The following is a 13528-nucleotide window of genomic DNA, read 5'->3' on the forward strand; positions in this document are numbered from 1 at the left end:
GGCCTGCGTGGGGCTTCGACGCGGTGCCTCGCTTCGCTCGGTACCGGCTCAGCCGGCGGGGGGGGGCCTCGCTTCGCTCGGTACCGGCTCAGCCGGCGGGGGTGCCTCGCTTCGCTCGGTACCGGCTCAGCCGGCGGAGCGCGCGTCCTCTGCTCCCTGAGGTGCGAGGAGCGATAGCGACGAGCCTCGAAGGGTCAGGGGACGAGGATCGCGCGGCCGCGTACGCGACCGGCGTCGAGATCGTCGAGTGCCTGCTGGAAATCGGTGAGGGCGTAGGTGCTGGTGTGCAGCTTCACCTTTCCCCGGGCGGCGAGGTCCATCAGCTCACCGAGGTCGTTGTAGGAACCGACCAGGTTGCCGATGAAGTTGATCTCGGTGGAGATCACGTCGATGGTGGGGACGTCGATGTTCTCGCCGTAGCCGACCACGAAGAAGCTGCCGGCGCGGCGCAGCATCGCGGTCCCTTCGGCGGTCGCCCCGCCCTCGCCGACGAAGTCGAGCACGGCCTCGGCGCCGTGTCCGCCCGTCAGGTCGAGGACCTGCTGCACATGTGTTCCGTCGGCGATGATGCCGATGTCGGCGCCCACCTCCTTCGCGAGTTCGACCGCATCCGGATTCCGGTCGACGACGACGATCCGCAGCGCGGAGATCGCGGAGAGCACCTGGATTCCGATGTGCCCCAGACCGCCTGCGCCGATGACCACGCACGTGTCGCCGGGTCGGGTCATCCGCGCGACCTTGGCGGCCGCGTGATAGGCGGTCAGGCCGGCGTCGGCGAGTGCGGCCACGTCGGCGGGTTCGAGGGAATCGTCGATCTTCACCACGCTGCGGGCGGTGGTCTTGAGGAACTCCGCATAACCGCCGTCGGTGTCGATACCCGGGAACTGGCTGTTCTCGCAGTGGACGTCGTCGCCGAATCGGCAGGCCCGGCAGAGACCGCAGGTGATCAGCGGGTGCAGAATCACCTTGTCGCCGACGGCGACGTTGGTGACGGCGTCACCGATCGACTCGACCCAGCCGGCGTTCTCGTGACCGATCGTGTAGGGAAGCGCGACACCGCTCTTCGCCTCCCACTGACCCTCGAGGATATGCAGATCGGTGCGGCACACACCGGCGCCGCCGATTCGGACGATGACGTCGTGGGGTCCGGTGATCTCGGGTGCCGGGACCTCGTTGAGTTGCAGTTTGTCGTGATAGCCGACGACCTGGACTGCGCGCATGGCTTACTCCTGTTCGCTTCGGTGGTGTGCGCGAGGGGTTTCGCGGAGATTGGTGATGACCGGGCCGCTGGCCCCGTCGCATTCGTCGTCGTCGGCGTAGCGGGTGGCGAGCAGGCCGCGGCAGAAGTGGCTGTTGCCCTCCATCGAGATACGCACGGAGCGCGCGAATCTCAACCGCATGGGGACCTGATCGGCCGGCAGTGCGTGCCCCTCCTCGTCGACGACGACGAGGCTGTTGGGGCAGATGCTGAGGCCCAGTTCCATGCGTCGTCGCAGCAGCGCCGACTTGTGGTGTCCGCGTGGCAGATCGCGCAGTGCCAGCCGATCCACCTCGGCCACCGTGGCCCGTCCCGCGGAGATCTCGGCGGCCACGGCGCGTTCCATCGCGGCCGTGTGGGCCTTGCGCTGGAACGTCAGGCGCAGTTCGTCGAGGCTATCGAGTGCTTCGACGCCGAACGTCCCCTTGTAGCCGGCACGGGCGTCGAGGCCGGCGTTGATCTTGTCGCTGTCGTGATGATCGTCCAGCAGCACCCGGACCTGACCGATGCCGTTGACGTCCTCGAGCGCGTCGAGGGCATCCGACCCCATCAGATAGGCGAAGTTGGGCGAACAGAACGACGTCGGGAGCCGGAGGTGGACGGTCACACCCGCCTCGTCGATCAGGATCGACCGCACGAACCTCAGTCCGGTGATGGGCTGGTCGAGTTCGGGATCGAGCACGGTGTCGAGTGCGGCGAGGACGTCGCGCTCGAGTTCCACCGCGGTACCGGCGACATATCCGGGAAGAGGTGCGACCGCGGTCATGCCGTCACCGCGTCCTTCGCGCCGGCGGCCACCTCGACTTCCGGATCGGCCGCACTGGTCGGGAGCTTCAGTTCCTCGGGAACCTCGATGTGCGGGTACAGGGCGGCCGCGTTGAGGCCGAGGATCTTCTTCTTCTGTTCGACGGTGATCGGGGCGTATTCGGTCATGTCCTCCGGGATCTGGAAGTCGACGAACCGCTCGACCAGCCACTGCGGCGTCCACAGGGCGTAGTCGCTGGCGAAGAGGATCTTGTCCTCGCCGATCCAGTACAGGAGCTCACCGATGATCTGCGCGAAGTAGCGGGGCCGCGTGTGGATGAACGGAATGGCCACGGCCAGACCGCCGAAGACGTTGGACTCCTGCGTGGCGATCCAGCAGAAGTCCTCGAGACGCGGCAGGCCGACGTGCTCGATGATGAAGTTCAGATCCGTGTAGTCGGTGGCCACCTTGTCGACGTCGGCCACGTCGAAGGCGTCCCGGTCGAGCGGCCGGATGGTCGGCCCCTTGTGGACGTGGATGTTCTTGATGCCGAGCTTGAGGCACTCCTCGAGGTAGCGGCGTGACCACGCGTCGTCGAGCTTGTAACCCCGCGAGTCGCCGAACCATTCGGCGGTGTAGAGCTTCACGCCCTTCAGATTCATGTTCTCGGCGTCCTTGCGGAGCTGCTCGAGACCGGCTTCACCGTGGCGCGGGTCGTAGGCGTGGTTGTACGTGAGCAGCCCGGGGTTGTCCTCGCACAGCTTCAGCGAGTCGTCGACCTGGGCGAAACCGTTGACGTAGAAGTCTTTCAGGATCGTCGCCTGGAAGATCGCATGGTCGGCCGGGCCGTTCTCGAACAGGTCGCTCATGAGGCGTTCGGGACCGTAATAGGTGTAGGTGTCGTAGTCCCAGACCTCCTCTTCCGGACTGAGATTGCGGTGGTAGTCGTAGAAACAATCGATGAACTGCTTGCCGTGGATGTTGCGCTGGTTGGATTCACGGCCGTCCCAGAGATGGACGTGTGCGTCGACGATGAAGTACTTGTCGCCATTCTTCTCGTACATCGATGACTCCCTTGTGTCGTGGGCTGGTTTCGAGGGCGGGGATGGTGATGAAAGGTGTTGGCGGGGATGGATGATGATGAGCTGGTGGTGGGTACGTCGTGACCGCCGGGCTCGGTCACCGGCGGTCACGACGTAGTCGTGTGGGGCGTCGGTTCGGTTCGCCTCGCGTCAGCTCTCGGCGGTGAGATCGAACCCGATGAACTCGGCGGCGTCCTCGGGGCTCGCGAACAGGTAGGTCCGATCGTCGAGGTGCACCATCCGCCCGTAATGGGTGGAGCTGATCTCCTCGAAGACCGAGCCGTCGAACTCCTGGCCCAGGGCGTCGGTGAGTTCGTCGTAGTCGAACTCGAGCCGGTTGACGCCGTCGACGCGGATCATCGACGGGTACTCGGTGAGTTCGACGCCGTCCTTGGCGCCCATGACGTCGGCCACCACGCGGCCGATGGGCGTGTTCATCAGGGTGACGCCGCACATGTTGGAGAACTCGGTCTGTGCGCCGAATTGCATGGTGCTCACTGGTTCAACTCCTCGGGGATGTCTACTTCGATGGCTTTGAGGACGTCGCGGAACTTCTCGGTCGCCGCCTCGAGACTCGTGGCGAAGGTGACCGACTTGTCCGCCGGCTGGGACCAGATCGGTTGCAGTCCACGCGCTGCGTCGAGGCAACGCGGCACCCACTCCGACAGCCACTGTCCGAACAGTTCGCGGTTCTGCGCGCCGTACTGTTCGTCGCGGGAGAGCATCTGGAACAGGGCCCGCGTGTAGTTCAGGTCGCGGTCGTAGTCGTACTCACCGGTGCCGACGATCGTCGGCGTGATGTAGTCACCGTTGCGTGCCGCGACCTGCATGATCAGTTCGGTCCGGAACAGCGACCCGACGAGTTGCTCGAAGACGATGTTGGTGCAGAACAACAACTTCGCCCAGTCGCCGATCGCGGTCAGCCGTTCGACGGCCTCCCGGGTGGGCTGCCACTCCGGCGCGGACTGCCACACCTCCTTGTGTGCCGATCCGTCGAAGGCCTCCTCGGCCTCGGCGAGATCCAGGTTGAACAGTGCGAGGTCCTGGGCGAAGCGCAGCTTGTGCGCCGCACTCACCGCGACCGCGTTGTTGATCATGTTGGTGGGTGCCGACCTCTGGATCGAGGTGAAGACATGCAGCCCCATTCCGCTCTCGGCATGCATCCAGGCGCCGAGGTTGCGCTCGATGAACTTGAGCCACGAGGGATTCCATCCGTCGTAGACCCGCGCCCGCTTGGCGTTCTGCAGGCACAGGTCGACCTGGTGGACCACCGCCGAGTTGTTGCGGTAGATGGTCTGTTCCCACTCCTCGTTGGGGTCGAGGAAGGCATGCCAGTTGCTGGACTTCGCCGCCGTCCACTCCTGCGGATAACCGCCGGGACCGTTGCCGAAGCCGTAGATCCAGCCCTGGGTCAGGTGGCGTTCCGGGTCGGGCTGCACGTCGACGGTGACGTCCTCGTAGACGGTCGCCCGTTTCTTGGCCGGCTGATAGTAGTTGTACTTGCGGCTCTTGCTGCTCGGGAACTCCTTGGCGCCGGCCTCGGCGTCGGTGAATTCGATGGTCGGGAAACTACGTTCGCGCTGAGGAGATCCCGGAGAGGACTTCGGTGCGGTAGGTGCGGACATACCTTTCGTTCCTGTCGTTCGGCGACTTCTAGTCGAAAGCCGGGCTGGTGAACTTGTCGTAGAAGATCTGGTCCCGGGGGACCGAATGCTGGTCGGCGAGAGCGAGTGCCGCATCGACCATGGGTGGGGGGCCGCAGAAATACACCTCCGTTCGGGCGAGATCGGATTCGTGCTCGTTGACGATGTCGGTGACGTTGCCCTCGGCGACCTCGACCCCGTCGGGGGCGCCGTCGGCGGACTCCGACAGGCAGGCGAGAAACCGGAAATCGGCGATCTTCTCGCCGAGCGCGGCGATCTCGTCGAGATAGAACAGATCCGCCGCGGTCCGGGCGCCGTAGTAGAAGCGCACCGGCCGGTTCAGGCCGGTCTCGCTGACATGACGCAGCAGCGAGAGCAGCGGGGCCATGCCGGCCCCGCCACCGATGCAGATGATCGGCAGCACATGGCCGTTGCGCAGGGTGCAGGACCCGTACGGACCGTTGACCATGATCTCGTCGCCTGGCGCGAGCCCTTCCTCGAGCAGGCCGGCGAAGAGACCGCCCGGGTACTTCTTGATCAGGAACTCGAGCTTGTCCGGGGTGGCCTGGGTCGTGGCGATGGAGAACGAACGCTTCTCGTCGGTGCCGGGGACCGAGAGGTCCACGTACTGGCCGGGTTTGAACTCGAAGGTCTCCGGTTCGACCACGTCGAGGCGCAGCGACACGATGTCGGAGGTGACCGGCTCGATGGCGGTGACCCGGGTGCGGACGTCCTGGATCGGTGCGCCGCCGAGCAATTCGTCCTCGTCGAAGTTGAGGAGTTCGATCTCGCAGTCGCTGTAGGCGTAGGACCGGCACAGCAGCACATAGCCCTCGGCCTCCTCCGCCTCGTTGCAGGCGAAGGTGGAGTAGTCATCCATCTGGACGTCGCCGTCGAGCATGTACGACTTGCAGGCCGAACACCGGCCCTCGCGGCACCCGTGCATCAGGTGGATGCCCTGCCGGAACGCGGCGTCGAGGATCGACTCGTCCTCGGTGACCTCCATCTCGATGTCGACGGGGGCGAAGTTGATGCGATGTGTGTCGGCCACGAAAACTCCTTCGGACGGTGACGACGGGAGGACGGGGAGGCGGGGGCGCCAGGGGGACGCCCCCGCCCGTGTGCCGTCAGGCCGGCACGGCCCCATTGGGATTGGCGCGATACGCCGCGATGTGCGCATCCCGCTCGGCGTCGGACATCTCGTTGAGCAGCACGTTGGGACTGTTGAAGACGTTGCCGCGGACGTCGTCGAGCGTCCACATCTTCTTCGGGTCCAGGTTGAGGTGCGGCTGTGGGATCAGGGTCTTGCCGTCGTCGCGGACGTAACCCAGATCCGTGATGATGTCGGCGAGATCCTTGCCGTGGTGCAGGGTCTCCCATTCGCGGAAACCGGTGAGGCGACCCATGTTCGGGGTGTCCCGGCCGTCGTAGTGGTCGCGGAAGGCGACTGCGTCGGTCCAGTGACAGGTCTCCGAGCAGTAGGTGCGCCACTGGTCGTCGACCTTGTCGACCACCATGTCCTCACGGATGAGACAGGGCACCATGCAGGTCCAGCATCGATGCGGGTATTCGTAGTCGACGTCCTCGAAGGCGATCGGCTTGTTGCGGCCCGGGTAGGCGAGGCGGTTGTAGTTCTCCCACCACTTGCCGAACTTGTTGTACCAACCGGGATACTTCTCCTCGAACCACTCGAAGTCCTTGTCGGTCATCGCGTCGATGCGCCAGTAGTTGACCGGCCAGCCCGTCGCGAAGAACCGCGCCACCTCGTGGACGTAGTGCTTGTTGGTGATCCGGTTCCAGGCCTCCTCGACCAGGTCGTGCGGGATGGTGAGCCCGTACTTCTCCAGCGGCAGAAGGTAACTGCGGTAGTAGTCGTCGTAGATCCACCGGCGCCACATCTCGGCGTAGCTCTCGCGGTCCTTGCGTCGGTCCTTGGTGCCGTACTCGATGAAGGTGCCGATCGCCGCGTCGACGACGCAATGGTTGTTCCACCACGCGTACCGCAGATCACGTTCCAGCAGAGGGCGATTGCGCTCGTCGGCCAGGGCCATCAGCAGGATCGAGTAACCGTTGGAGATGTGCCGCGACTCGTCGGACTGGACCGAGTGGAAGACGGTGGGCAGCAGGTAGTCGCCGTTGGCGGCCGCTTCGTCGGGCATTGCGACGAACAGGGTGTTGGTGAAGGCGGTCTCGGCGACCACGGTGAGGTAGATGTTGGCGGCGGTGATGGCGTCGCCGGTGATGAACCCCTCACCGAACTGGCGTCCGATGGTGCCGGCGTAGTTGTTCGCGAAGGCCTTCTCGGTGATGTCGAAGCCCGCCGGGTCGATGTAGTTGTTCATGTACAGCTTCTTGAGGTTCATCTGGATCGTCGAATGACGAACCTCGTCGATCATCTGCACGGCCAGGCCGTTGTGGATCTCGGGGTTGGGTACCGCGTCGATGGCCATCGGCATCGCGCGAGCCGCGGAGATCTCGGGGAACGGGATGATCGACAGGAACAGCTTCTGCCATTCCAGCCAGCGTTCCTGGACCTGGCGGAACATGTTGCCGCGGATCGCGCCGTCCATGGCGCCGTACACGCGGTTGTCCTTCTCCTCCTCCATCGGGAAGTACGACCGCATGATCTGCTTCAGCGGGTCCTTCTTCGGAGCTTTCTCGAAGGTGTAGTCGGTTCCGAACCGGGTTGCCGGGGTCGCAAAGGTGGGCTCCCAGGACAACTCGGTGATCTTCGCATGGGCTTTTGTCAAGCTCTGCCTGCTCAAAGTGCGCCTCCTCTTAGAGGGAGCCGACGGATGTGCCGGCCCGCATGGACTGGAGCGACTTCGATACAACCCTGTGATGCAGGTAACAAACGTCTCACTGTGAGACGGACGACCTACCTGGCCGGCGTCTCGCGACGAAAAAGGAGGGCCCGCAGCGCGGACCCTCTTCGTCGATGTGACGTCGACCTGCGGTTATGGGGTGGAGGCGTAGAAGCCCGACGGGGCGAGCGGCTCGTTGAGCCGCTGTGCGTACTGGTCGAAGTACACGCGTGCGATGAGTTCACGACGGCTGCGGACGCCGGCCTTGTCGAAAATAGACTTCAGGTGATCCTGCACCGTGTACGCCGATACGTGCAGGGTGGCGGCGATGTCCTTGGTCGCGACACTCTGCAACACCATCTGGGTCACGTCACGCTCCCGCGCGGTGAGCCCGAATGCCTCGACGACCAGCGGGATGATCTCCGGTGGCCGTGCCTCTTCGATCGTGATGACGACCTCGCCGGACCGTCCGTCGGCCGAGGACAGCGGAGAAGCGTTGATGACGAGCCACATACCCGACTTGCCGCGGACCCTCAGGCGGGGTGGTACGTCGGTCTCGCCCGCGCCGTAGCGCCGTGCGGCACCGATGAGTCCGAAGATCGGGTTGCCCGGCGACGCGGTGTTCGGCCCGGCCGCCAGGTCGTCGATGCGTTCCTGGCTTCCGGCGCTCATCTGCGCGATCTGGTTGTCGCGGTCGATGATCAGGACCGCCGGGCCCTGTGCGATCGACGTGCGTTCCTCGGCGACGATCGCGGTGAGCAGCCCGATCCGGACCCCGTGGGCCAGCGTCTGCGACAGCGAAGCGAGGAACCCGATCTCGTCCTCGTCGAACGGACGACATCCGGCGCCGCTGCGGAACATGGCGACCCCGGCCCACACCCGGTCCCCGTCGCGCACTGCCAGACGTGCCTCGTCGTGGAAGCAGTACTCTGGAATCATCAACTGCGCCATGCGATCCGAACGATGGGGCTCGCCCCGGGTCAGCAGGTTCATGCCGATGGCGTCACGCTTGTGCGCCACGAGTTCCCGGAACGCCGAGGGCTCGACCCGGCCGTATTCGAGGAGTCCGAATTCGGGGTCCTTGTGGTCCTGCCCCAGGAGATCGCCGTACTTGCGGGCGGACGTCAGCATGACCGTGTTCGGGTCGAAGGTCGCGACGCATGCGGCGTCGATCGGTACCGCGCGACGCAGCGAATCCACCGCCTCCGCGAAGAAGTCGTCGAGACCGAGACCCGCGTGCGCCACGACGTCGATGTCGCGGCGCACGCGTTCGGCGGTCAGGCTCGAGGTCATTGGACAATCATCGGCATGAGCTGCAGCGATGTCTATCCCACAAAGCTGGGATCATCCACTCGGAGGACACCGGTCGGGTCGTGGCGGCGCCGGATCGTCTCGAGGCGCATCCGCTGCTCGGGCGTCCACAATGCCGCCCGCTCGGCGGCGCCGAGGCCGCAGAAGTTGAGCAGTGCACCGCAGGACCACGGGGCGAGAGCCGCGGTCACGGCGCTCAGGTGTGCTCCCACCTGAGCGCCGAGGGGGCCTGCGGGCACACCGATCGCGATGACGTTGAAGGCGCCGTACCGCCCGGCGACCGCGTTGGGCACGCGCTGCGGTCGCTGCAACGCGCCGCCCATCAACCGGACCTCGACGATGGCCAGCGGGCTCGCGACCTGTGGTCCGGCCGCTTCGAGGAGGGCGTCGACGGCCGACGCCGGGAATTCGCTGAGGAGGCTGCCGCGCTCGGCGCTCGGCATCGGCCCGGGCGGGTCCATGTGCACGGCATCGAGTGCGGCGGTCGGCAGCACGTCGATGTTCTCGAGCAGGATGGGGCCGGCCGACCGCATGGGCGCGAGAAGCGCTGCCGCAGTTGCCGGGTCGCCGGTGTGGGTGTAGCGGACGTGCACGGCGAGCTGACCCTGCAGCGGGGCGGGCAGGTTGGGGTCCGGCGGGAGACGCAGGATGGCGACCGAGGTGCCGGCCTCGTCCGGGAGCGTCGGCGCCCACTCACGCCACGCGTGGAGGACGTCTGCCGCGGCCGAGCCGGCGAAGAAGATGCCGCCGCCGTAGACGGTGGGGAGCTCGAAGAGTTCGAACTCGATGGCGGTGACGATGCCGAAGCCGTCACGTCCGCCGAGGATCGCCCAGTACAGATCCGACCCGGCCGAGGGGTCGACCGTTCGGATGATCCCGTCCGCGGTCACCAGTTCGATCGACCGGACATGATCGGCGGCCCAGCCGAATCGGCGTCCGAGCGGGCTGAGGCCGCCTCCGAGGTGATAGCCGACCACGCCGACCGACGATGCGGACCCGACGATGCCGGTCAGTCCGTGCGGGGCGGTCACCGCGGCGAGGTCGCGCCAGCGGACGCCGGCGCCGACGCGGGCGGTCTTGGCGACCGGGTCGACGACGATCTCGGTCATCCGCGACGTGGTGACGACGACCGTGCCGCGCCCCTCGATCGGTGCCCCGTGCCCGGTGGCCCGCACGCCGACTCGCAGTCCGTTGGAACGCGCGTATCGCACTGCGGCGGCCACGTCTTCGGCAGTGGTCGCGCCGACGACGACCTGTGCGGCCGGGGTTGCCACCAGGTTGAAGCCGGTGAGTTCGGCGGTGTAGCCCTCGTCGGCTGCTGTCAGGACGGGGCCGGCGACCGTTGTCGCGAGGGCGTCGATGTCGGCGAAGTCGATGGGTTCGGAGGTGATCGGTGTGTTCATGGCACTCAGAGTCGCTGAACGCCTTTTGTTCCCGCCATCCCTCGAACGCCGGAAATCTCCTCGCCAGCATTCTGGATGAGTCGTACCCCCAGAACTCTGGGGGTCCCGGGGACGTCGCGTGACGCGCTTCCCGGCCGGACCGGTCAGGTGTCGTCCTGCGGTCCTTTTCCGTCTGGCGTCGCGCGCCGGTACCGGCGGCGTTTCCGCCGCTCGCGTCACGCGATCTCGGTGTCGCTGCCCGAACGCACGCCGACGAACGCCCCGAGACGATCGACGGCGAGGGCGAGATCCTCGGTCGAGGCCGCATAGGACAGCCGGACGAACCGGTCGGCGCCGGCCAGTCCGAAGTCCTTGCCCGGTGTGAGGGCGACGTGTGCCTCACGCAGGGCGCGGTCGCAGAACTCGGCCGCGGTCAATCCGGTCGAACTCACGTCGACGTAGACGTAGAACGCGCCGTCGGGGACGACCGGCACGTCGAGCCCGATGCGGGCGAGTCCGTCGATGACGAGGTGCCGACGACGTGCGAACTCCCGCCGGTTGTCCTCGGCGACGGCCAGCGACTCCGGGGTGAAGCACGCGAGTGCGGCGTACTGGGATGGGGTGGGCGGACAGACGTAGAAGTTCTGTGCGAGCCGTTCGACGACCCCGACCAGCTCGTCGGGCACGATGCACCAGCCCAGGCGCCAGCCGGTCATGCCGAAATACTTGGAGAAGCTGTTGACCACGATCGTCTCGGCCGTGCCCGGGGTATCGACGGCCAGGATGCTGCGCGGTGCGCGTCCGTCCGGACCGGGGTCGGAGAGCCCGAGGTAGATCTCGTCGACGATGGTCCAGCCGCCACGGGCGGCGACGAGATCGGTCATCGCGACCAGCTCGTCGTAGGGCACCGAGGTGCCGGTGGGATTCGAGGGGGTGGCGACGATGACGCCCCGCGTGGTGTCTGTCCACGCCCGCTCGACGTCGTCGGTGGTCAGCTGGAACCGTGTCTCGGCGCTGGTCTCGATCAGGCTGACCTGTGCCCCGAAGGCGTGGGCGAACTGGCGGTTACACGGGTACGACGGATCCCCGATGAGCACTCCGTCGCCGGGATCGATGAGCGCGGCACACGTCATGAGCAGTGCCGCAGAGGCGCCGGAGGTGACGGCGACCCGTCGAGGGTCCACATCGGCGCCGAAGTGGCGTCCGTAGAAGTCGGCGATCGCGATCCGCAGCTCGGGCAGTCCGAGTGCGCCGGTGTACGCGAGAGGTCTGCCGTCGCTGACCTCACGAGCCGCCGCGAGCACCGCCGGCGGCGGTCCGAAGTCGGGTTCGCCGATGTTGAGCTTGACCACGTGGTGGCCCTGCTCTTCCAGCTCGGCCGCGTTCCGCGCGAACTCCATCGCGTAGAACGGGGCGATCCCTTCGGCTCGTCGGGAGATCCTCATGAGTTCCATTGTGCGCACGGCCGATGCTCGCCACGTCGTGCGGGCGGGCAGGATGTGGGGATGCCCATTCCCGACTTCATCCGAGACCTGCGCGCCCACGTCGGCCATCGCGAACTCTGGTTGTCCGGTGTCAGCGTCGTGGTCCGCGACGCCGACGGCCGGTTGCTGCTCACCCGACGCGTCGACAACGGACAGTGGGCGGTGGTGTCCGGGGTCCTCGAACCAGGGGAGGAACCGGCTCGTGCGGCGTTGCGCGAGGTCGCCGAGGAGACCGCGGTGACCGCCGAGATCATCCGGCTGACCAGCATCGACGTTACGCCTCTGATCACCTACCCGAACGGCGATCAGACGCGCTACCTCGACGTCTGCTTCCTGGCGCGGTACCTCGAGGGTGAACCGCGGGCCGCCGATGACGAGAACTCCGATGTCGACTGGTTCGCGCCCGACGCGCTGCCCGACGATCTCACCGACACCTCGCGTCTGCGGATCTCCAAGGCGCTGAGCGGCAATCCCGAGGCCTGGTTTCAGCGGTAGGGCCCGACCTCAGGGAAGTCCCTGAACTTCGCCCCATATCCCGGCCGGCCGGTCGATTTCCGGGCTACGGCGGCGGAGACTCGAGGCATGAGCACATCAACGGATTCAGGAACCACGTTCTGGAAGGTCCTCGGGATCATCGCGGTCGTCCTCATCGCGCTGGCGGTGATCGGCCCACTCCTCAAGGGGCTTTTCTGGATCGCACTCATCGCACTGGCCCTCTACGGCGGCTACATGCTGTTCCGCTCGAAGTCGAAGGGCAACCATCCGACGCCCCTGTGACGTTCGTCCGGTGACGCGTCAGAAAGCCGGGACCGGGTAGCAGGCCCACGGGACGCAGATCTGCTCGGGAACCTGGATCTGCGGGAATCCCGGGACAGAGGGACGTGCGGGCTTCTCCGGTGTCGGCGCGGCGCGCCCGGCACCGGTGACCGTGACCCGGATCGGTGCGCCCGCCGTCGGGGTGATGTCCGTCAGCGGCGGGTTGGTGCCCCAGAACTCTTCGCGGGCGGAACCCGGAGGCAGGGTGATGGTGGCGCAACCCCAGTAGATGTCGTAGGTCCCGTTCGGGATGGTGCTGGACCCGGTGGGCTTCGGCGGCGTGCCCGTGGCGACCTGCATCGTCACATTCTTCGACGTGCCGGGCGAGATGAGGGCGCCGAGTTCTTCGGGGGTCTGATAGCCGAAAGCCACACCCGACGCGGCCGGAGGGGTATTCGCCGCCACGCCGAAGATCTCGCAGCCGATGCGCTTGGCCGATTTGTTGACGACGTTCAGCGTGATCGTGTTTCCCGACACCGACGGTGACACGGTGACGTCGGCCGGAGCTGCCGTCGCGACCGGTGCCAGTGCCGTCGCGAATGCTGCGGCCGCGATGAAAGCCGTTCCAGCGGTGAGCGTTCGGAGGCGAGTGGTCATGATCGTCCTTCCCTCGCGGAAGTCGGGCGGCCGCGGTCGGTGAATGTGTGGGTACTCCGCAAACGAAGGAAACGGAAATCGGGACGAGTTTCCTCGCGGTTCACGAAATATGCCGATGATCTCCGCACGGTCTCGGCGTGAATGTTCGGCGAACGTCATTCTTACAGATTTCTCGTCGGTCGGCAGAATCGGGGCCGATATGAATTTCCCGGCCGCTCGAATAATCGCCACTTTCACTGTTCCGCGCGATGCGACGGACGACCACCGGCGTCGAGTCCGCTGCGGCCGGCGCCGACTGCACGGCCGAGGTTCAAACCGGATTGGACGCCGGCTCGTCGTCGGCTCCTCGACGGCTGGGTCGACGTGCCGGACCGTCTCCCCGAGACCGACGGCATCCACTTCGGCC

The 13528-nt window shown here is 66.3% G+C and carries 13 protein-coding genes; 2 read left to right on the top strand and 11 right to left on the bottom strand.

The features are described 5' to 3' along the window. Positions 1-194 precede the first annotated feature (194 nt). From NWF34_RS04825 to NWF34_RS04870, 10 genes are all read right to left on the bottom strand, one after another. Complete coding sequence (locus tag NWF34_RS04825; protein WP_258324320.1) at positions 195-1220, bottom strand: NAD(P)-dependent alcohol dehydrogenase; 1026 nt, start codon at positions 1218-1220, stop codon at positions 195-197. Between the two features lie 3 nt (positions 1221-1223). Beyond that, complete coding sequence (locus NWF34_RS04830) at positions 1224-2024, bottom strand: iron-sulfur cluster assembly protein (RefSeq protein WP_258324321.1); 801 nt, start codon at positions 2022-2024, stop codon at positions 1224-1226. Continuing rightward, the gene (locus NWF34_RS04835; protein WP_096274441.1) at positions 2021-3067 is read right to left on the bottom strand and encodes an amidohydrolase family protein; all 1047 of its coding nucleotides are present in this window, start codon (positions 3065-3067) and stop codon (positions 2021-2023) included. The genes NWF34_RS04830 and NWF34_RS04835 overlap by 4 nt, the downstream gene beginning before the upstream one ends. 168 nt (positions 3068-3235) lie before the next feature. Beyond that, on the bottom strand, positions 3236-3574 hold the full coding sequence (mimD, locus tag NWF34_RS04840; RefSeq protein WP_174324744.1) for a propane 2-monooxygenase effector subunit MimD: 339 nt from the start codon (positions 3572-3574) through the stop codon (positions 3236-3238). 5 nt (positions 3575-3579) lie between these two features. Beyond that, entirely contained in the window at positions 3580-4710 is a 1131-nt protein-coding gene (locus tag NWF34_RS04845) for an aromatic/alkene monooxygenase hydroxylase subunit beta (RefSeq protein ID WP_258324322.1), read from the bottom strand. A 28-nt stretch (positions 4711-4738) separates the two neighbouring features. Next, positions 4739-5779, bottom strand: coding sequence for a 2Fe-2S iron-sulfur cluster-binding protein (locus NWF34_RS04850; protein ID WP_096274434.1), 1041 nt, complete (start codon positions 5777-5779; stop codon positions 4739-4741). 76 nt (positions 5780-5855) lie between these two features. Then, positions 5856-7493: an aromatic/alkene/methane monooxygenase hydroxylase/oxygenase subunit alpha gene (locus NWF34_RS04855; RefSeq protein WP_258324323.1), complete on the bottom strand. Its 1638-nt coding sequence runs from the start codon at positions 7491-7493 to the stop codon at positions 5856-5858. 192 nt (positions 7494-7685) lie between these two features. Beyond that, complete coding sequence (locus tag NWF34_RS04860; RefSeq protein WP_096274430.1) at positions 7686-8825, bottom strand: helix-turn-helix transcriptional regulator; 1140 nt, start codon at positions 8823-8825, stop codon at positions 7686-7688. Positions 8826-8857: 32 nt separating this feature from the next. Further along, positions 8858-10246 (bottom strand): FAD-binding oxidoreductase, encoded by a 1389-nt coding sequence (locus NWF34_RS04865; RefSeq protein ID WP_096274428.1) that lies wholly within the window; start codon positions 10244-10246, stop codon positions 8858-8860. A 215-nt stretch (positions 10247-10461) separates the two neighbouring features. Further along, positions 10462-11670: an aminotransferase class I/II-fold pyridoxal phosphate-dependent enzyme gene (locus NWF34_RS04870; RefSeq protein ID WP_024498878.1), complete on the bottom strand. Its 1209-nt coding sequence runs from the start codon at positions 11668-11670 to the stop codon at positions 10462-10464. A gap of 60 nt (positions 11671-11730) precedes the next feature. Between NWF34_RS04870 and NWF34_RS04875 the strand changes: the two genes are divergently transcribed. Then, on the top strand, positions 11731-12204 hold the full coding sequence (locus NWF34_RS04875) for an NUDIX domain-containing protein (protein WP_024498879.1): 474 nt from the start codon (positions 11731-11733) through the stop codon (positions 12202-12204). 87 nt (positions 12205-12291) lie between these two features. Then, positions 12292-12486 carry a hypothetical protein gene (locus NWF34_RS04880; RefSeq protein WP_006437429.1) on the top strand — a complete coding sequence of 65 codons (195 nt, stop codon included), beginning with the start codon at positions 12292-12294 and terminating at the stop codon, positions 12484-12486. An 18-nt stretch (positions 12487-12504) separates the two neighbouring features. Here NWF34_RS04880 and NWF34_RS04885 read toward each other — a convergent pair whose 3' ends face one another. Further along, complete coding sequence (locus tag NWF34_RS04885) at positions 12505-13122, bottom strand: hypothetical protein (RefSeq protein WP_024498880.1); 618 nt, start codon at positions 13120-13122, stop codon at positions 12505-12507. Between the last annotated feature and the right edge of the window lie 406 nt (positions 13123-13528).

This window comes from Gordonia sp. GONU, from assembly GCF_024733855.1.
Lineage (GTDB): Bacteria > Actinomycetota > Actinomycetes > Mycobacteriales > Mycobacteriaceae > Gordonia > Gordonia amicalis.

Bases quoted from the DNA above. Each gene is read 5' to 3' on its own strand.
- NWF34_RS04825 (WP_258324320.1), bottom strand. From the start codon at position 1,220: ATGCGCGCAGTCCAGGTCGTCGGCTATCACGACAAACTGCAACTCAAC.
- NWF34_RS04875 (WP_024498879.1), top strand. From the start codon at position 11,731: ATGCCCATTCCCGACTTCATCCGAGACCTGCGCGCCCACGTCGGCCAT.
- NWF34_RS04845 (WP_258324322.1), bottom strand. From the start codon at position 4,710: ATGTCCGCACCTACCGCACCGAAGTCCTCTCCGGGATCTCCTCAGCGC.
- NWF34_RS04885 (WP_024498880.1), bottom strand. From the start codon at position 13,122: ATGACCACTCGCCTCCGAACGCTCACCGCTGGAACGGCTTTCATCGCG.
- NWF34_RS04870 (WP_024498878.1), bottom strand. From the start codon at position 11,670: ATGAGGATCTCCCGACGAGCCGAAGGGATCGCCCCGTTCTACGCGATG.
- NWF34_RS04835 (WP_096274441.1), bottom strand. From the start codon at position 3,067: ATGTACGAGAAGAATGGCGACAAGTACTTCATCGTCGACGCACACGTC.
- NWF34_RS04880 (WP_006437429.1), top strand. From the start codon at position 12,292: ATGAGCACATCAACGGATTCAGGAACCACGTTCTGGAAGGTCCTCGGG.
- NWF34_RS04830 (WP_258324321.1), bottom strand. From the start codon at position 2,024: ATGACCGCGGTCGCACCTCTTCCCGGATATGTCGCCGGTACCGCGGTG.
- NWF34_RS04860 (WP_096274430.1), bottom strand. From the start codon at position 8,825: ATGACCTCGAGCCTGACCGCCGAACGCGTGCGCCGCGACATCGACGTC.
- NWF34_RS04865 (WP_096274428.1), bottom strand. From the start codon at position 10,246: ATGAACACACCGATCACCTCCGAACCCATCGACTTCGCCGACATCGAC.
- mimD (WP_174324744.1), bottom strand. From the start codon at position 3,574: ATGCAATTCGGCGCACAGACCGAGTTCTCCAACATGTGCGGCGTCACC.